The following is a 19411-nucleotide window of genomic DNA, read 5'->3' as shown; positions in this document are numbered from 1 at the left end:
AAACAAATTTAAGTGGGAGACGTTTAGATGGGTAAGATTATTGGTATTGACCTGGGCACCACCAACTCTTGTGTGGCTATTATGGATGGCGGTAAAGCGCGTGTGCTGGAGAACGCCGAAGGCGATCGCACCACGCCATCGATCATCGCGTATACCCAGGACGGTGAAACGCTGGTCGGTCAGCCTGCTAAACGTCAGGCGGTGACTAACCCGCAGAACACCCTGTTTGCGATCAAGCGCCTGATTGGCCGTCGCTTCCAGGACGAAGAAGTACAGCGTGATATCAAAATCATGCCGTTCAAAATCGTCGGTGCCGACAACGGCGATGCCTGGCTGGACGTGAAAGGCCAGCGCGTGGCGCCGCCACAGATTTCAGCCGAAGTGCTGAAAAAAATGAAGAAAACGGCAGAAGATTACCTGGGTGAGCCGGTAACTGAAGCGGTAATTACCGTTCCGGCCTACTTCAACGATGCGCAGCGCCAGGCAACCAAAGACGCCGGCCGTATCGCGGGTCTGGAAGTAAAACGTATCATCAACGAACCGACCGCTGCCGCGCTGGCTTACGGTCTGGACAAAGGCCAGGGCAACCGCACCATCGCGGTATATGACCTGGGCGGCGGTACTTTCGATATCTCCATTATCGAAATCGACGAAGTTGACGGCGAAAAAACCTTCGAAGTACTGGCAACCAACGGTGATACCCACCTGGGTGGTGAAGACTTCGACAGCCGTATGATCAACTACCTCGTGGCTGAATTTAAGAAAGATCAGGGCATCGATCTGCACAACGACCCGCTGGCAATGCAGCGTCTGAAAGAAGCGGCAGAGAAAGCGAAAATCGAGCTCTCTTCTGCGCAGCAGACCGACGTTAACCTGCCGTACATCACTGCAGATGCCACCGGTCCTAAGCACCTGAACATCAAAGTGACCCGTGCGAAACTGGAATCACTGGTAGAAGACCTGGTCGCGCGCTCTATCGATCCGCTGAAAGTTGCGCTGCAGGATGCCGGCCTGTCGGTTTCTGACATCAACGACGTGATCCTGGTCGGTGGTCAGACTCGTATGCCAATGGTGCAGGCGAAAGTGGCCGAGTTCTTCGGTAAAGAGCCGCGTAAAGACGTTAACCCGGACGAAGCCGTCGCCGTAGGTGCTGCGGTGCAGGGTGGCGTGCTGGCCGGTGAAGTCAAAGACGTTCTGCTGTTGGACGTTACCCCGCTGTCGCTGGGTATTGAAACCATGGGCGGCGTGATGACCTCGCTGATCACCAAGAACACCACTATCCCGACTAAACACAGCCAGGTGTTCTCAACGGCAGAAGACAACCAGTCTGCGGTGACCATCCATGTGGTGCAGGGCGAGCGTAAACGTGCGGCGGATAACAAATCGCTGGGTCAGTTTAACCTCGACGGTATTCAGTCAGCGCCGCGCGGCATGCCGCAGATCGAAGTGACCTTCGATATCGATGCTGACGGTATCCTGCACGTGTCTGCCAAGGACAAAAACAGCGGTAAAGAGCAGAAGATCACCATCAAGGCCTCTTCCGGTCTGAACGAAGAAGAGATCGCAAAAATGGTGCGTGATGCGGAAGCGAACGCAGAATCTGACCGCAAGTTTGAAGAGCTGGTGCAGACCCGTAACCAGGGTGATCAGGCTGCGCACAGCACCCGTAAGCAGCTGGACGAAGCCGGCGATAAACTGCCAGCAGAAGACAAAGCACCGATCGAAGCGGCGCTGGCCGAGCTGAACACCGCGCTGAAAGGCGAAGACAAAGCGGAAATCGAAGCTAAGATTCAGGCGCTGATGGAAGTGTCCGGCAAGCTGATGGAGTTCGCTCAGCAGCAGCAGGCCGCCGGCGGTGCAGCTGACGCCACCGACGCAACGAAGAAAGATGACGACGTGGTTGACGCCGAATTCGAAGAAGTTAAAGACAAAAAATAATCGCCCTTGAGCGGGCTCGTCACTACTGATACATACAACCATTCAGGTCCCTTCATGGGGGCTACACTGGGTGCATCAAGGCGGTAAACGCGTGAATCCCCGGCAGCACAGAGATCTGTGTGACTGGGGTGAGCGAGAGCAGCCAACGCAGAGGCAGCCTGAAGCATGATGTATCGTAGTGGCGGATTTAACCAGCACGGGCGTGGAGAGATCTCCTCGCCCGTGCACGCATGTTAAGGGCTGAAAATTACCATGGCGAAGCAAGATTATTACGAGATTTTAGGCGTTTCCAAATCAGCGGAAGAGCGTGAGATCAAAAAGGCCTATAAGCGCCTGGCGATGAAGTATCACCCGGACCGTAACCAGGGCGATAAAGAAGCCGAAGGCAAGTTTAAAGAGATTAAAGAAGCCTACGAAATTCTGACCGATGCGCAGAAGCGTGCGGCCTACGATCAGTACGGTCACGCGGCCTTCGAGCAGGGCGGTATGGGCGGCGGTCACGGCGGCTTTGGCGGCGGCGGCGCAGACTTCAGTGATATCTTTGGCGACGTATTCGGCGATATCTTCGGCGGAGGCCGCCGTCAGCAGCGCGCCGCGCGCGGTGCTGATTTACGCTACAACATGGAGCTGTCGCTGGAAGAAGCGGTACGCGGCGTGACCAAAGAGATCCGTATCCCTACGCTGGAAGAGTGTGACGTCTGCCACGGCAGCGGGGCGAAGGTGGGAACCAAGCCACAAACCTGTTCCACCTGTCACGGTGCCGGCCAGGTGCAGATGCGCCAGGGCTTCTTTACCGTGCAGCAGGCGTGCCCGACCTGCCAGGGGCGCGGCTCGATCATTAAAGATCCGTGCAACGCCTGCCGCGGCCACGGCCGGGTAGAGAAATCTAAAACCCTGTCGGTGAAAATTCCGGCGGGCGTGGACACCGGCGACCGCATTCGCCTTACCGGTGAAGGTGAAGCCGGCGAGCAGGGCGCGCCGGCGGGCGATCTCTACGTTCAGGTGCAGGTGCGCAAGCACCATATCTTCGAACGTGAAGAGAACAACCTCTACTGCGAAGTGCCGATCAACTTTGTGATGGCGGCGCTCGGCGGCGAAATTGAAGTGCCGACCCTCGATGGCCGGGTGAAGCTGAAGGTGCCGGCGGAAACCCAGACCGGCAAACTGTTCCGCATGCGCGGCAAGGGCGTTAAATCCGTCCGTGGTGGCGCGCAGGGCGACCTGCTGTGCCGCGTGGTGGTGGAAACCCCGGTCAGCCTTAATGACAAGCAGAAAGCGCTGCTGCGCGAGCTGGAAGAGAGTTTTGGCGGGCCGAGCGGCGAGCACAACAACAGCCCGCGTTCAAAAAGCTTCTTTGACGGCGTGAAGAAGTTCTTTGATGACCTGACGCGCTAACCGCGCCTGTAAACGGTCAACGCTAAAAGCGGAGGGGAAATCCTCCGCTTTTTTGTTTTCCGCGCCGCCCTTATTCGCCGTGCAGATTAAGTACGCTTTGTCAGCCTTAAGCCCTTAAAAGCTTCCCTTCTTTTCTGACCCTCTGAACGGTCATCCCCGTTCTTTTTACCGGTGTTGCTGGCCCTCGTGGCGCGCGCGCTCACTTCGCTGGTTTCTGGAAGCCGGTAAATGCCGGTAAAAGCCGTTTTTCCCCGCGCGTTAAAGACGTATGCTAGACGCCATTCTGACAACTCTTGTCACATTCAGCGGAGCCTGGAATTGAAAAGCATGCTAAAAAAACTGTTTAACAATGATGCGACCGGTGGCGTCGTACTGATTATCGCGGCGGCGATCGCCATGTTTCTGGCTAACCACGATGGCACCCGCGACGCCTATCAGGCGCTCCTGGCCACCCCGGTGCAGTTCCGCTTCGGCAGCCTCGACATCAATAAGGACCTGCTGCTGTGGATTAACGATGCGCTGATGGCGCTGTTCTTCCTGCTGATTGGTCTGGAAGTCAAACGCGAGCTGATCACCGGCTCGCTGAACAGCCGCCAGCGGGCGGTGTTCCCGCTGATCGCCGCACTGGGCGGGATGCTGGCCCCGGCGCTGATCTACGCGGCGTTTAACCACGCCGACGGGCTGGCGATCCACGGCTGGGCGATCCCCACCGCTACCGATATCGCCTTTGCACTGGGGATTCTGGCGCTGCTCGGTAGCCGGGTGCCGGTGCAGCTGAAGATCTTCCTGATGGCGCTGGCGGTGATCGACGATCTCGGCGCCATCGTAATTATTGCCTTCTTCTATACCAGCAACCTGTCGCTGGCCTCGCTCGGCGTTGCCGCTGCCGCCATCGTGGCGCTGGCGCTGCTTAACCTGTGCGGCGTGCGCAAGACGTCGCTCTATCTGCTGGTGGGAATGGTGCTGTGGGTGGCGGTGCTGAAGTCGGGGGTGCACGCCACGCTGGCCGGGGTGGTCGTTGGTTTCTTTATTCCGTTGAAGAACCCGGACGGCCCGTCACCGGCGGTTGAGCTGGCGCACGGCCTGCAGCCGTGGGTCAGCTGGCTGATCCTGCCGCTGTTCGCCTTTGCCAACGCTGGCGTCTCGCTGGCTGGCGTACCGGCGGGTGGGCTGTTCTCGGCGGTGCCGCTGGGCATCGTGCTCGGTCTGTTTATCGGCAAGCCGCTGGGCATTACGCTGATCTGCTGGCTGGCGGTGAAGCTGAAGCTGGCAGCACTGCCGGAAAAAACCCGCATGATCGATATCGCCGCGGTCGGCGTGCTGTGTGGGATTGGCTTTACCATGTCGATCTTCATCGCTTCGCTGGCCTTTGATGCGGCGCACGAGGAGCTGGTGACGCTGGCTAAGATCGGTATTCTGACCGGATCGGTGGTGTCGGCGGTAGTGGGGTATCTGCTGCTGCGGGTGAAGCTGCGCTAAGTGAGTGACAGACAGGCCGTGCTGACAACAGACGGTCTGTGCAAGGCTTAACTGAAAGACACTGCAATGGATTATTTTTTTTCAGACAGGCTGCCGGAGGCAGTGTAGCGGGCAAAGGCCGCCGAAAAAGCGCACTTTACTGAGGGCAGGTGAGCATTTTGAGGCGGCCTTTAACGCAGCATGACCGCAGTGCAGCAAACGGCAGCAAACCCGGAAAATAAAAAAACCGCCGTAAGGGCGGTTTCTTTATCAAAGCTCGACTAACAAGCAGGCATTAAGCCAGTTTGCTGATCTGTGCAGCCAGGTTTGCTTTATGGCGTGCAGCTTTGTTTTTGTGGATCAGGCCTTTAGCTGCCTGACGGTCCACAATTGGTTGCATTTCATTGAATGCATTCTGCGCCGCAGCTTTGTCGCCAGAAGCGATAGCAGCGTATACTTTCTTAACAAAGGTACGCATCATTGAACGACGGCTAGCGTTGTGCTTACGACGCTTCTCAGACGTTACGGCGCGTTTCTTAGCTGATTTGATATTAGCCAAGGTACAACTCCCAAATAGTTCTATGAGGACAATTCAAAGGCCGAGGAATATGCCCTTTTCGCCTTTGGTTGTCAATGGATTTGTGCAAATAAGCGCCGGTGGAACGATGGCACTTCATTACGTTTCGATGGCGCAAGATTCTACCAGCTTCGTCCAGGCGAATACAGCTTATTCACAATAAAAATCACATCCCCTGCCCGGTCAGCGACCTGCGGCAGTAAATGGCAGCAAGAAAGCGCGAAAGCGCGCATTCGCGGGTTAACCTTACGGGCTGTACAAGGTATAATCCGCCGATTTCCACAAATTTGAGCCAGCCATGAAGTTTATCCGCGGCATACACAATCTGAGAGAACACCATCGCGGCTGCGTGCTGGCCATCGGTAATTTTGACGGCGTGCACCGCGGGCATCAGGCGCTGCTGGCGCGTCTGAGCGAAGAAGGGAAGCAACGCAACCTGCCGGTGATGGTCATGCTGTTCGAACCCCAGCCGCTGGAGTTGTTTGCGCCAGGCAGTGCGCCCGCCCGCCTGACCCGTCTACGGGAAAAACTCTGCTACCTTGAGCAGGCCGGCGTCGACATCGTGCTGTGCGTGCGTTTTGACCACCGCTTTGCTGCCAACACCGCCGAGAGTTTTGTCTCCGACCTGCTGGTCGGGAAACTCGGTGTGCAGTTTCTGGTGGTGGGGGATGATTTCCGTTTTGGCGCTGGTCGCCAGGGGGATTTCCTGTTATTACAGAGGGCTGGTGCCGAATATGGCTTCAGTGTCATCAGCACCAAGACCTTTTGCGACAACGGGCAACGCATCAGCAGCACCGCCGTGCGTCAGGCGCTGGCGGAAGACGACCTGCCACAGGCCAGTGCGCTGCTGGGGCACCCCTTCAGCATTTCTGGCCGCGTGGTGCACGGTGATGCGCTGGGGCGTACTATCGGTTTCCCCACCGCCAACCTGCCGATGCGGCGTTCAGTCTCCCCGGTGAAAGGGGTGTATGCCGTTGAAGTCCGTGGCCTTGGCGACCGCCCGCTGCCCGGCGTGGCCAATATTGGCACCCGGCCGACGGTGGCCGGTATCCGCCAGCAGCTGGAAGTGCATCTTCTGGACGTAACGGCCGATCTTTACGGGCGCCACATTGAAGTGGTGCTGCGCAAAAAAATACGTAATGAGCAGCGTTTTGCCTCGCTTGACGCGCTGAAAGAGCAAATTGCTAACGATGTGGTGACTGCCCGAACTTTTTTTGGGCTGCAAACACCGGTTTAAAGAACCGAAATACGGAATCGAGAATCTGATGAGTGACTATAAATCTACCCTGAACTTGCCGGAAACGGGGTTCCCGATGCGTGGCGATCTGGCCAAACGCGAACCGGGAATGCTGCAACGTTGGTATGATGACAAGCTGTACGGCATCATCCGCGAAGCCAAAAAAGGGAAAAAAACCTTTATCCTGCATGATGGCCCTCCGTACGCGAACGGCAGCATTCATATTGGTCACTCGGTTAACAAGATTCTGAAAGACATTATCGTTAAGTCGAAAGGCATGGCGGGCTATGACTCGCCGTACGTCCCAGGCTGGGACTGCCACGGCCTGCCGATTGAGCACAAAGTGGAGCAGACGATCGGCAAACCGGGTGAGAAAGTCACCCCGGCCGAATTCCGCGCCGCCTGCCGTAAATACGCCGCCGAGCAGGTGGAAGGGCAGAAAGCCGACTTTATCCGCCTCGGCGTGCTGGGTGACTGGGATCGCCCGTACCTGACGATGAACTTCAAAACCGAAGCCAACATCATCCGTGCACTGGGTAAAATCATCGGTAATGGCCACCTGCACAAAGGCGCTAAGCCGGTGCACTGGTGCCTCGACTGCCGCTCTGCGCTGGCGGAAGCCGAGGTCGAGTACTACGACAAAACTTCACCGTCGATCGACGTGGCGTTTAACGCCGTGGACAAAGCCGCCGTGCTGGCGAAATTTGGCGTGGCGGATGCCGCAGGTCCGGTATCGCTGGTGATCTGGACCACCACCCCGTGGACCATGCCGGCGAACCGCGCCATCTCCCTGCACCCGGAATTTGACTACCAGCTGGTGCAGATTGACGGCCGTGCGCTGATCCTCGCCAAAGACCTGGTGGAGAGCGTACTCAAGCGCGCCGGCGTCAGCGAGTGGACGGTGCTGGGCGAAGCCAAAGGTGCGGCGCTGGAGCTGCAGGGCTTCCAGCACCCGTTCCTGGAGCAGATCGTCTCCCCGGTGGTACTCGGCGAACACGTCACGCTGGATGCCGGTACCGGTGCGGTGCATACCGCGCCAGGCCACGGCCCGGACGACTACGTGATCGGCCAGAAATACGGCATTGAAGTGGCCAACCCGGTCGGCCCGGACGGCAGCTATCTGCCGGGTACCTATCCGACGCTGGATGGCGTTAACGTCTTTAAAGCCAACGATATGATCGTTGAGCTGCTGCGTGAAAAAGGCGCGCTGCTGCACGTTGAGAAACTGCACCACAGCTACCCGCACTGCTGGCGTCACAAAACCCCGATCATCTTCCGTGCCACCCCGCAGTGGTTTATCAGCATGGATCAAAAGGGCCTGCGTGCGCAGTCGCTGAAAGAGATCAAAGGCGTGCAGTGGATCCCGGACTGGGGCCAGGCGCGTATTGAGTCGATGGTTGCCAACCGCCCGGACTGGTGTATCTCGCGCCAGCGTACCTGGGGCGTGCCAATGGCACTGTTCGTTCACAAAGAGAGCGAAGAGCTGCACCCGGACAGCCTGGAGCTGATGGAGAAAGTGGCCCAGCGCGTTGAGCAGGACGGCATTCAGGCGTGGTGGGATCTCGACCCGCGCGAGCTGATGGGCGATGACGCTGACCATTACGTTAAGGTGCCGGATACGCTGGACGTGTGGTTTGACTCCGGTTCTACCAGCTTCTCGGTGGTGGACGCGCGTCCTGAGTTTGGCGGGCATACGCCGGATATGTATCTGGAAGGTTCCGATCAGCACCGCGGCTGGTTTATGTCCTCACTGATGATCGGCACGGCGATGAAAGGCAAAGCGCCTTACCGCCAGGTGCTGACCCACGGTTTCACCGTCGATGGTCAGGGCCGCAAAATGTCCAAGTCGCTCGGCAATACCGTGTCGCCGCAGGACGTGATGAACAAGCTGGGTGCTGACATTCTGCGCCTGTGGGTGGCATCCACCGACTACTCCGGCGAGATCGCCGTGTCGGACGAGATCCTCAAACGCTCCGCCGACAGCTACCGCCGTATCCGTAACACCGCGCGTTTCCTGCTGGCTAACCTGGCCGGCTTTAATCCGGAAACGGACCTGGTGAAACCAGAAGAGATGGTGGTAGTCGATCGCTGGGCGGTGGGCCGCGCGCTGGCCGCGCAACAGGATATCGTGGCGTCCTACGAGGCCTATGATTTCCACGAAGTGGTACAGCGCCTGATGCAGTTCTGCTCGGTAGAGATGGGGTCCTTCTATCTGGACGTGATCAAAGACCGTCAGTACACCGCTAAGGCCGATGGCCTGGCGCGTCGCAGCTGCCAGAGCGCGCTGTGGTATATCGTTGAAGCGCTGGTGCGCTGGATGGCACCGATCATGTCCTTCACCGCTGACGAAATCTGGGGCTACCTGCCGGGCAAACGCAGCCAGTACGTGTTTACCGAAGAGTGGTTCGACGGCCTGTTCGCGCTGGACGCCAGCGAGCCGATGAACGATGCTTACTGGGACGAACTGCTGAAGGTGCGCGGCGAAGTCAACAAGGTTCTCGAGCAGGCGCGTGCCGACAAACAGATCGGCGGCGCGCTGGAAGCCAGCGTCACGCTGTATGCCGACGCGGAGCTGGCCGCGAAGCTGAACAGCCTCGGTGACGAGCTGCGCTTTGTGCTGCTGACCTCGGGTGCGCAGGTGGCTGAACTGGCGCAGGCGCCGGCTGAAGCTCAGCAGAGTGAGACGGTAAAAGGCCTGAAAATTGGTCTGCACAAAGCCGCAGGCGACAAGTGTCCGCGCTGCTGGCATTACACCACCGATATCGGTCAGAACGCTGAACATGCCGATATCTGTGGCCGCTGTGTCACCAACGTCGCGGGCAGCGGCGAACAACGTAAGTTTGCATAAATGAGCCGACCTGTACTCTCAACCGGATTGCGCTGGCTGTGGCTGGCGCTGTTGGTCATCGTTATCGATCTCGGCAGCAAGCAGTGGATTATGGATACGCTGATGCTGCATGAGACGATGCCGGTGATACCGTTCTTTAACTTCTTCTATGCGCACAACTACGGTGCGGCATTCAGCTTCCTTGCCGATCACGGCGGCTGGCAGCGCTGGTTCTTCGCCGGCATTGCCATTGCCATCGTGGTGGCGCTGCTGGTGATGATGTACCGCAGCCCGGCGAGCAAGAAGCTGAACAACATCGCCTACGCGCTGATCGTTGGCGGGGCGGCGGGCAACCTGTTTGACCGGTCATATCATGGCTTTGTGGTGGACTTTATCGACTTTTACGTCGGTGACTGGCATTTTGCCACCTTTAACATCGCCGACTGCGCCATCTGCATTGGCGCAGCATTAATCGTGCTGGAAGGGTTTATCAGCCCTGCCAGCAAACCGGCTAAGAGCAAAGGGTAAGGCATGACCGATTCTGTACAGCACGATAGCGCGGTGCTGGTGCATTTCACCTTAAAGCTGGCGGATGGCTCTACTGCAGAGTCAACGCGCAGTAACGGCAAACCGGCGCTGTTTCGCCTCGGCGACGGTAGCCTGTCTGACGGGCTGGAAAGCCAGCTGGTGGGGATGAAGGTGGGCGATAAGCACGCCTTCGCACTCCCGCCTGAGGACGCGTTTGGCGGTATCAGCCCCGATCTGATCCAGTATTTTTCGCGCCGTGATTTTGTCCAGGCCGGCGAACCGGAGATCGGTGCAATCATGCTGTTCAGCGGCATGGATGGCAACGAGATGCCGGGCGTGATCCGTGAAATCTCCGGTGATTCCATCACCGTGGATTTCAACCATCCGCTGGCCGGGCAGACCATTCACTTTGATATAGAAGTGCTGGAGATCGATCCGGTACTGGAGGGCACCCATGCAGATCATGCTGGCTAACCCGCGCGGTTTCTGCGCTGGGGTCGATCGTGCCATCAGCATCGTGGAGCGTGCGCTGGAGATGTATGGCGCACCGATCTACGTGCGCCATGAAGTGGTGCATAACCGCTATGTGGTGAACAGCCTGCGCGAGCGCGGAGCGATCTTTATCGAAGAGATTAGCGAAGTACCGGACGGCTCGATCCTGATCTTTTCGGCACACGGCGTGTCGCAGGCGGTGCGGGCCGAAGCCAGATCCCGCGATCTGACCATGCTGTTTGATGCCACCTGTCCGCTGGTGACCAAGGTGCATATGGAGGTGGCGCGCGCCAGCCGTAAGGGGACCGAAGCGATCCTGATCGGTCACGCCGGGCATCCGGAGGTGGAGGGCACCATGGGCCAGTACAATAACCCGAAAGGGGGGATGTATCTGGTGGAGCAGCCGGCTGACGTGTGGAAGCTGCAGGTTAAGGATGAGAATAACCTGTGCTTTATGACGCAGACCACGCTGTCGGTGGACGACACCTACGAGGTGATCGATGCTCTGCGCGCCCGTTTCCCGAAGATTGTCGGGCCACGAAAAGACGATATCTGTTACGCCACCACCAACCGTCAGGAAGCGGTGCGGGTGCTGGCGAAGGATGCCGACGTGGTGCTGGTGGTCGGTTCGAAGAACTCCTCTAACTCTAACCGTCTGGCGGAGCTGGCACAGCGTGCCGGTAAGCTGGCGCGGCTGATCGACTCCGCTGAAGATATTCAGGAGGAGTGGGTCAGGGGCGCGAAGTGCGTGGGCGTCACCGCCGGGGCTTCAGCACCGGACGTGCTGGTGCAGCAGGTGATCCAGCGTCTGAACGAGCTGGGCGGCGTGGAAGCGATTGAGCTGATCGGCCGCGAAGAGAACATCGTATTCGAAGTACCGAAAGAGCTGCGCGTCGACGTGCGTCAGGTTGACTAAGAAATAAATATTGCCCGGCAGCGTTCGCTTGCCGGGCAATAAAGCGGTGATGCTTTTTTATCGGTTTCGACGAGTAAAACCGTCGACCTGTGCCTGAATTTCAAAGAGGCCCGCCACCTTCTTTTGATTTTTTCAGAAATCCATTTAGAATTTCGAAAGAACTGAAGTCTGCGCCTGCTGGCCACGACTGGCCATTGTCCAGAAATCCCTGAATAAGTTGATTCGCTGTATAACCTGCACCAGCCAGCGCTGCGCCACCCAGCGCACCAGGCAGTGCGCCTACACCACCTATTGCGGCTCCTGCCAGGCCTCCGGTAACGGCTCCGCCAGCGACTGCTCCGGCCAGAGCGGCACCGCTAAATGTGTCACCTGCGCCACTGACCAACCGATAGTTAACAAATGAAAGTGTTTTCATTACAGATTTTCCTTAATTAGTGTTTACCAGAGAATGATTTTTTTACCCTGAACGCTATTAAAATAGCGAAAGAAAAAACCAGCCCCTGCACGATAGTGCTTCCTGGCAGGAAGGTGTCCTTAAAAACTGACATAACCAGCCAGACCGTGAAAAAGTAAATTAAAAAACAGAGTATGAAGATTAAGATCTTTTCCTTCATCGTGACTCCAGCCTGATGTCCGAAAACTCCTTGTTAAAGGACAGCGTGTTTTTTTTCAATGAATGTTTTTTAAATAACCGCTTTTCCTGCTTTATTTCGTAAAGTATCCATGAGATTTTTTGTGTTTCGGGTTTAATGGGCGTGGTTTTGGGGCGGGTCGCTGTGGGCTCGGAGTCTGGCCTGTCCGGGCGTGGCTTTAGGGCCGGGTCGCTGCGGATTCAGGAGGCTGGCGTATTGGGGCGTGGCTTTGGAGCCGGGTCGCTATGGATTCGGGCACCTGGCTTATCGGGGTTTATCCGGAACGCGGACACGCCAGTAACATCCCTGGGCTCTGTCGGGCACGTCCCTGTGCCCGAAGGTCCGCTTATCCGGATAAACCCCGATTGCCTGTAATTTTCTGTGTTGCTGCCTTAAACCCTTCAAGTCTTCAAGTCTTCAAGACTTCAAAATCCTCATAACTCCGCCTGTGCATGGTTTTTACTAAAGCTACGCAATAGCTGGGAGGGGAGGCCGTTGGTGGACAGGTTAGCCGGGCGTACGGCGCATGGACGCGCCGTCCGAGCCCCCATGGATGGGGTCACGGCGACCCGGCGATCTGCCGCCAACGGCCGACCCAGCCTCCGGGTTCGGCAGCGACACGATCACAGAGCCCACCAGCGACGCAATCACGACGTAATCACTGAACCCACCAGCAACACGATCCCGGAAGAGGCAAGCCAACCGGGCACCGACTCGCTTACCCTCTGAATCCTTACAAAAATTCGTTTTACTGATAATGATTGCGCGCTGGCGTAAAATTCTAATCATCCGCTTTTAATTGTGGCACAGTAGTTAACGCGTGGTTAATCTGTGTGCGCTTTGCATGCATTGATATAAGACTGGGAATAATTATGAGTAACGCAGAAATCCGTATCGCCGTGGTGGGAGCCGCCGGGCGTATGGGACGTCAGCTGATTCAGGCCACTGTACAGGCCGAAGGCGCTCGTCTGGGGGCCGCCGTGGTGCGTGCCGGGTCATCGCTGGTGGGGGCTGATGCCGGTGAACTGGCGGGCAGCGGTGCGCTGGGGGTGAAAATCAGCGACAGCCTGAACGCGGTGGTAAATGACTTCGACGTGCTGATCGATTTTACCCGCCCGGAAGTCAGCCTGGAGTACCTGGCCTTTTGCCGCCAGCATGGCAAAGCGATGGTGATTGGTACCACCGGCTTTGATGAGGTGGGCAAGGCGGCGATTAAGGCCGCGTCGGCAGAGATTGGCATCGTGTTTGCCGCTAACTTTAGCGTCGGCGTTAACCTGGTACTGAAGCTGCTGGAAAAAGCCGCCAAAGTGATGGGCGACTACGCGGATATCGAAATTATTGAAGCCCACCACCGTCATAAAGTGGATGCGCCGTCCGGCACCGCGCTGGCGATGGGTGAGGCGATTGCCGATGCGATGGACTGGAACCTGAACGAGCACGCGGTTTACGCCCGTGAAGGCATTACCGGCGAGCGCAAGGCGCAGACTATCGGATTTGCCACCGTACGCGCCGGCGATATCGTCGGTGAGCATACCGCGATGTTTGCGGATATCGGTGAGCGGGTAGAGATTACCCACAAGGCTTCAAGCCGGATGACCTTCGCTAATGGTGCGGTTCGTGCGGCTGGTTGGTTGAGTGCGCATAAATCAGGTCTCTTTGATATGAGAAGCGTGCTTAATCTGGAAGATTTGTAAGTGTTGTGCACCATCGTGATGTGGTTATTACAATCATAAGGTTATGATTGAGTGGGCAATAATTTTTATTGCCCTTTTTATTTTGTAAAAAAAAGACCTTCGTTGTTTATTTTGTTTCAGCGGTCTGAAATTTGCTTTTTATTGATTTTACTGGTCGCCAAAGATAATAATTTTGACCATTTGGTCTGGTTTTTCACACTTTTCCCTCTGTTTTTATGCGTAAGCCGTCAGGCAAACGGTTTTATCACCAGGATATGTTCCCTTTTTATCGCCAATCTACTGATTTTCCGTTCAGTGAGTTAAAAAAATAAGAAAAAGTGGCTCTCAGGGTAGACATTAGGCGGGGCTATCATTAGAATGCGCGCAATTTGCCAAAAACTGAGCATTCAGGCAGTTTTGACGTTGATTTTAGGGGCAATCCTGAATTAATATGCAGATATTGTGACTGTTTATTCCCTGGAGGATGTTTTGATTAAGTCAGCGCTCTTGGTTCTGGAAGACGGAACCCAATTCCACGGTCGGGCCATCGGGGCAACCGGATCGGCAGTGGGAGAAGTTGTTTTCAACACTTCAATGACCGGTTATCAAGAAATCCTCACTGATCCTTCCTATTCCCGCCAGATCGTTACTCTTACTTATCCCCATATCGGCAATGTCGGCACTAACGCCGCTGATGCAGAATCCACTCAGGTACATGCCGCGGGCCTGGTTATTCGTGATTTACCACTGATTGCCAGCAACTACCGTAATGAAGAAGGGCTGTCTGAGTATCTGGTTCGCCACAACATTGTCGCTATTGCCGATATCGATACGCGTAAGCTGACCCGTCTGTTGCGCGAAAAAGGGGCACAGAACGGTTGCATCATTGCCGGTGACGCGCTGGACGCCGCGGTGGCGCTGGAAAAGGCTAAAGCCTTCCCGGGCCTGAAAGGCATGGACCTGGCAAAAGAAGTCACCACCCCGGATGCCTATCAATGGGCACAGGGCAGCTGGACGCTGGAAGATGAACTGCCGGCGGCGAAAACCGCTGCGGAGCTGCCGTTCCACGTGGTGGCCTATGACTACGGCGTGAAGCGCAACATCCTGCGCATGCTGGTGGATCGCGGCTGCCGCCTGACCGTGGTGCCGGCGCAGACCTCTGCAGAAGAGGTGCTGGCCCTGAATCCGGACGGCGTGTTCCTCTCTAACGGACCGGGCGACCCGGAGCCGTGTGACTACGCGATTAACGCCATCACCCGTCTGCTGGCAACCGACATCCCGGTGTTCGGCATCTGCCTAGGCCACCAGCTGCTGGCGCTGGCCAGCGGGGCTAAAACGGTGAAGATGAAGCTCGGCCACCACGGCGGCAACCACCCGGTGAAAGATCACGACAACAACACCGTGATGATCACCGCGCAGAACCACGGTTTTGCCGTTGATGACAGCAACCTGCCGGCTAACCTGCGCGTGACCCATACCTCACTGTTTGACCACACGGTACAGGGTATTCACCGCACCGATAAAGCGGCGTTCAGCTTCCAGGGGCACCCTGAAGCCAGCCCAGGCCCGCACGATGCTGCACCGCTGTTCGATCACTTTATCGAACTGATTAACGCTTACCGTTCTGCCGCGAAATAAATCAGGAGCGAAAAAATGCCAAAACGTACAGACATAAAAAGTATCCTGATCCTCGGTGCTGGCCCGATCGTTATCGGCCAGGCCTGTGAATTTGACTACTCCGGCGCCCAGGCGTGTAAAGCCCTGCGTGAAGAGGGTTACCGCGTTATCCTGGTGAACTCTAACCCGGCCACCATCATGACCGACCCGGAAATGGCCGATGCCACCTACATCGAGCCTATCAACTGGGAAGTGGTGCGTAAGATCATCGAAAAAGAGCGCCCGGACGCGGTTCTGCCGACCATGGGCGGCCAGACCGCGCTGAACTGTGCGCTGGAGCTGGAACGTCAGGGCGTGCTGGCCGAGTTCGGCGTCACCATGATCGGCGCCACCGCCGACGCGATTGATAAAGCCGAAGACCGTCGCCGCTTTGATGTGGCGATGAAGAAGATCGGTCTGGACACCGCGCGTTCCGGTATCGCACACACCATGGAAGAAGCGCTGGCGGTTGCCGCTGACGTCGGCTTCCCGTGCATCATCCGTCCGTCCTTCACCATGGGCGGCACCGGCGGCGGTATCGCTTACAACCGTGAAGAGTTCGAAGAGATCTGCGAACGCGGTCTGGATCTGTCGCCAACCAACGAGCTGCTGATTGACGAGTCGCTGATTGGCTGGAAAGAGTACGAGATGGAAGTGGTGCGTGATAAAAACGACAACTGCATCATCGTCTGCTCGATTGAAAACTTCGATGCCATGGGCATCCACACCGGTGACTCGATTACCGTAGCGCCAGCCCAGACGCTGACCGACAAAGAGTACCAGATCATGCGTAACGCCTCGCTGGCGGTACTGCGTGAAATCGGCGTGGAGACCGGCGGTTCTAACGTTCAGTTCTCGGTGAATCCGGAGAACGGCCGTCTGATCGTTATCGAGATGAACCCGCGCGTGTCGCGCTCGTCGGCGCTGGCCTCAAAAGCGACCGGCTTCCCGATTGCTAAAATCGCCGCCAAGCTGGCAGTAGGCTTCACCCTCGACGAACTGACCAACGATATCACCGGTGGCCTGACCCCGGCTTCGTTTGAACCCTCTATCGACTACGTGGTCACTAAAATCCCACGCTTCAACTTTGAAAAGTTCGCCGGTGCGAATGACCGTCTGACTACCCAGATGAAGTCGGTCGGTGAAGTGATGGCGATTGGCCGCACCCTGCAGGAATCGATGCAGAAAGCGCTGCGTGGCCTGGAAGTGGGCGCGACCGGTTTCGACCCGAAAGTCGACCTTAACGACCCGGAAGCGTTGACCACCATCCGTCGCGAGCTGAAAGATGCCGGCTCAGACCGTATCTGGTACATCGCGGACGCCTTCCGTGCCGGCCTGAGCGTGGAGGATATCTTCGCGCTGACCAACGTTGACCGCTGGTTCCTGGTGCAGATTGAAGAGCTGGTGCAGCTGGAGCAGCAGGTGGCGAAAGAGGGCGTTAACGGCCTGAACTACGACTTCCTGCGTAACCTGAAACGTAAAGGCTTTGCCGATGCCCGCCTGTCGGCGCTGGCCGGCGTGTCGGAAGCCGAAATCCGCAAGCTGCGCGAGCAGCATAACCTGCACCCGGTCTACAAACGCGTGGACACCTGTGCGGCGGAATTCGCCACCAATACCGCTTACATGTACTCCACCTATGAAGAAGAGTGCGAGTCTAACCCGAGCCAGGATCGTGACAAAATCATGGTGCTGGGCGGCGGTCCAAACCGTATCGGCCAGGGTATTGAGTTCGACTACTGCTGCGTTCACGCCGCGCTGGCGCTGCGTGAAGACGGTTTCGAAACCATCATGGTCAACTGTAACCCGGAAACCGTGTCAACCGACTACGACACCTCTGACCGTCTCTACTTCGAACCGGTGACCTTTGAAGACGTGCTGGAAATCGTGCGCATCGAGAAGCCGAAAGGCGTGATCGTGCAGTACGGTGGCCAGACCCCGCTGAAGCTGGCGCGCGCGCTGGAAGCAGCAGGCGTACCGGTGATCGGTACCAGCCCGGATTCGATTGACCGTGCCGAAGACCGCGAGCGTTTCCAGCAGGCGGTCGATCGCCTGGGACTGAAACAGCCGGCTAACGCCACGGTGACCGCCATCGATATGGCGGTAGAGAAAGCGGCGATCATCGGTTATCCGCTGGTGGTGCGCCCGTCCTACGTGCTGGGCGGCCGCGCGATGGAGATCGTCTACGACGAAATCGACCTGAAGCGCTACTTCAACACCGCGGTGTCCGTCTCGAACGACGCGCCGGTGCTGCTGGACCGCTTCCTTGATGACGCGGTGGAAGTGGATGTTGATGCCATCTGCGACGGCGACCAGGTGCTGATCGGCGGCATTATGGAGCACATTGAGCAGGCCGGCGTGCACTCCGGTGACTCCGCCTGTTCTCTGCCGGCCTACACGCTGAGCGAAGAGATCCAGAACGTCATGCGTCAGCAGGTCGAGAAACTGGCCTTCGAGCTGGGCGTACGCGGCCTGATGAACGTGCAGTTCGCGGTGAAGGATAACGAGGTGTACCTGATTGAGGTGAACCCGCGTGCCGCCCGTACCGTGCCGTTCGTCTCCAAGGCCACCGGCGTACCGCTGGCGAAAGTGGCTGCCCGCGTGATGGCAGGCAAAAAGCTGGCCGAGCAGGGCGTGACCGAAGAGATTATCCCGCCGTACTACTCGGTGAAGGAAGTGGTGCTGCCGTTTAACAAGTTCCAGGGCGTTGACCCGATCCTCGGCCCGGAAATGCGTTCAACCGGTGAAGTGATGGGCGTCGGCCGCAGCTTTGCGGAAGCCTTCTGCAAAGCGATGCTCGGCGCGCAGAGCAACATGAAGAAGAGCGGCCGCGCGCTGCTGTCGGTTCGCGAAGGCGATAAGAAGCGTATCGTTGAGCTGGCACAGCGTCTGCAGAGCTACGGCTTTGAGCTGGACGCCACCGCCGGCACCGCTGCGGTGCTGGAAGCCGCGGGTATCGTCGTACGCCGGGTAAACAAGGTGCACGAAGGCCGCCCGCACATTCAGGATCGCCTGAAGAACGGTGAATACGCCTACATCGTGAACACCACCGCAGGCCGCCAGGCGATTGAGGATTCCAAGCTGATCCGCCGCAGTGCCCTGCAGTACAAGGTGCACTACGACACCACGCTGAACGGTGCCTTCGCCACCACCACCTCGCTGAACTCCAGCGCGACTGACCGGGTGATTTCAGTGCAGGAAATGCACGCGCAGATCGCCGGTTAATCGCTGACAACAGCTGTAAAAAACCCCGCTTCCGAGCGGGGTTTTTTTATAGGGGGGATCTATCAGGAGAGCGCCACCTTGATGCCCAGCGCGATCAGCACGCCGCCCAGCAGTTTGTCGATGATGCGCTGGGCTTTGGTCAGCCCGGCACGCACCGGTGCGCTCTGGATCAGAAACACCAGCAGCGGCCACCACAGCGTGGAGAGGCCGAGGATGATGCCGGCATACCAGAGTTTCTCACCGACGCCGGAGTCGACGCTGAGCACCTGGGTGAATACCGACAGGAAAAACAGCGTCGCCTTCGGGTTGAGCAGGTTACACAGGTAGCCCTGCAGGAAGGCTTTACTCAGCGTCACCGGTTCCTGCGCCACGCTATTCAGATCCAGCCTGCTGCCGCCGTGCGCCCGCAGCGCCTGAATACCGATCCAGATCAGGTACGCTGCACCGGCATATTTCAGCAGCATAAACAGCCACGGCGTGGTGGTGATGACCACTGCCAGGCCGGCCACACAATAAGCCATATGGGTGGCGACCGCGCAGTTAACGCCCATCGCCGTCATCAGCGCGGCGCGGCGCGAATAGCGGGCGGCATTTTTCACCACCAGGAAAAAATCGGGGCCGGGGGAGAGCATGCCCAGCGTGGCGATGGTGGCAACGAACAGCGTAGTTTCAAACATGATCGGTTTCTGCAGGGAGTGTAAAGGGCGAAGTTTAGCACGAAGGGGGGAGTGTGGTGGCCGAAATGGTGAGAGGCAGAGCACGTAAAGGCCGCGCTGAACAACCTTTACGGAATATGCAGCGCTTACCTATCGACGAAAGTTTCGCCTTTCCGTATGATGGCGCGAATTTTACCCCCTGCT

14 protein-coding genes are annotated in these 19411 nt (G+C 57.5%); 11 read left to right on the top strand and 3 right to left on the bottom strand.

The features are described 5' to 3' along the window. Nucleotides 1-27: 27 nt before the first annotated feature. The 3 genes from dnaK to nhaA all read left to right on the top strand — a co-directional run bounded on the left by dnaK (nucleotide 28) and on the right by nhaA (nucleotide 4812). On the top strand, nucleotides 28-1938 hold the full coding sequence (gene dnaK, locus GKQ23_RS20290) for a molecular chaperone DnaK (protein ID WP_056235878.1): 1911 nt from the start codon (nucleotides 28-30) through the stop codon (nucleotides 1936-1938). Nucleotides 1939-2190: 252 nt separating this feature from the next. Then, nucleotides 2191-3333: a molecular chaperone DnaJ gene (gene dnaJ, locus GKQ23_RS20285; RefSeq protein WP_056235881.1), complete on the top strand. Its 1143-nt coding sequence runs from the start codon at nucleotides 2191-2193 to the stop codon at nucleotides 3331-3333. A 318-nt stretch (nucleotides 3334-3651) separates the two neighbouring features. Further along, a complete protein-coding gene (nhaA, locus tag GKQ23_RS20280; RefSeq protein WP_200929782.1) occupies nucleotides 3652-4812 on the top strand; it encodes a Na+/H+ antiporter NhaA in 1161 nt (386 codons plus the stop codon). A gap of 274 nt (nucleotides 4813-5086) precedes the next feature. Here nhaA and rpsT read toward each other — a convergent pair whose 3' ends face one another. Next, nucleotides 5087-5350, bottom strand: coding sequence for a 30S ribosomal protein S20 (rpsT, locus tag GKQ23_RS20275; RefSeq protein WP_056235887.1), 264 nt, complete (start codon nucleotides 5348-5350; stop codon nucleotides 5087-5089). A 316-nt stretch (nucleotides 5351-5666) separates the two neighbouring features. On the opposite strand from rpsT, the gene ribF reads away from it, so the two are divergent. Genes ribF through ispH form a run of 5 tightly spaced genes read left to right on the top strand, consistent with a single transcriptional unit; the run spans nucleotide 5667 to nucleotide 11368 of the window. Further along, complete coding sequence (gene ribF / locus GKQ23_RS20270; RefSeq protein WP_212409286.1) at nucleotides 5667-6605, top strand: bifunctional riboflavin kinase/FAD synthetase; 939 nt, start codon at nucleotides 5667-5669, stop codon at nucleotides 6603-6605. A 28-nt stretch (nucleotides 6606-6633) separates the two neighbouring features. Then, nucleotides 6634-9453 carry an isoleucine--tRNA ligase gene (gene ileS, locus GKQ23_RS20265; RefSeq protein ID WP_212409285.1) on the top strand — a complete coding sequence of 940 codons (2820 nt, stop codon included), beginning with the start codon at nucleotides 6634-6636 and terminating at the stop codon, nucleotides 9451-9453. Then, nucleotides 9454-9960, top strand: coding sequence for a signal peptidase II (gene lspA, locus GKQ23_RS20260; RefSeq protein WP_212409284.1), 507 nt, complete (start codon nucleotides 9454-9456; stop codon nucleotides 9958-9960). Nucleotides 9961-9963: 3 nt separating this feature from the next. Next, the gene (gene fkpB, locus GKQ23_RS20255) at nucleotides 9964-10434 is read left to right on the top strand and encodes an FKBP-type peptidyl-prolyl cis-trans isomerase (RefSeq protein WP_101505425.1); all 471 of its coding nucleotides are present in this window, start codon (nucleotides 9964-9966) and stop codon (nucleotides 10432-10434) included. Then, nucleotides 10415-11368 carry a 4-hydroxy-3-methylbut-2-enyl diphosphate reductase gene (gene ispH, locus GKQ23_RS20250; protein ID WP_212409283.1) on the top strand — a complete coding sequence of 318 codons (954 nt, stop codon included), beginning with the start codon at nucleotides 10415-10417 and terminating at the stop codon, nucleotides 11366-11368. Before fkpB ends, ispH begins: the two co-directional genes overlap by 20 nt. Before the next feature lie 100 nt (nucleotides 11369-11468). On the opposite strand, the gene GKQ23_RS20245 is transcribed toward ispH, so the two are convergent. Next, nucleotides 11469-11783, bottom strand: a complete 315-nt coding sequence (locus GKQ23_RS20245; protein ID WP_212409282.1) for a hypothetical protein — start codon at nucleotides 11781-11783, stop codon at nucleotides 11469-11471. Between the two features lie 1089 nt (nucleotides 11784-12872). Here GKQ23_RS20245 and dapB point away from each other — a divergent pair. The 3 genes from dapB (at nucleotide 12873) to carB (ending at nucleotide 18551) form a co-directional block, all read left to right on the top strand. Then, entirely contained in the window at nucleotides 12873-13694 is an 822-nt protein-coding gene (dapB, locus tag GKQ23_RS20240; protein ID WP_212409281.1) for a 4-hydroxy-tetrahydrodipicolinate reductase, read from the top strand. A gap of 468 nt (nucleotides 13695-14162) precedes the next feature. Continuing rightward, nucleotides 14163-15311 (top strand): glutamine-hydrolyzing carbamoyl-phosphate synthase small subunit, encoded by a 1149-nt coding sequence (gene carA, locus GKQ23_RS20235; RefSeq protein ID WP_369814372.1) that lies wholly within the window; start codon nucleotides 14163-14165, stop codon nucleotides 15309-15311. 15 nt (nucleotides 15312-15326) lie between these two features. Further along, nucleotides 15327-18551, top strand: coding sequence for a carbamoyl-phosphate synthase large subunit (carB, locus tag GKQ23_RS20230; protein WP_056235909.1), 3225 nt, complete (start codon nucleotides 15327-15329; stop codon nucleotides 18549-18551). Between the two features lie 62 nt (nucleotides 18552-18613). Here carB and GKQ23_RS20225 read toward each other — a convergent pair whose 3' ends face one another. Next, on the bottom strand, nucleotides 18614-19228 hold the full coding sequence (locus tag GKQ23_RS20225) for a LysE family translocator (protein ID WP_212409280.1): 615 nt from the start codon (nucleotides 19226-19228) through the stop codon (nucleotides 18614-18616). Between the last annotated feature and the right edge of the window lie 183 nt (nucleotides 19229-19411).

This window comes from Erwinia sp. E602, assembly GCF_018141005.1.
Classification (GTDB): Bacteria; Pseudomonadota; Gammaproteobacteria; order Enterobacterales; family Enterobacteriaceae; genus Erwinia.
This window is presented reverse-complemented; position numbering and strand designations above follow the sequence as displayed.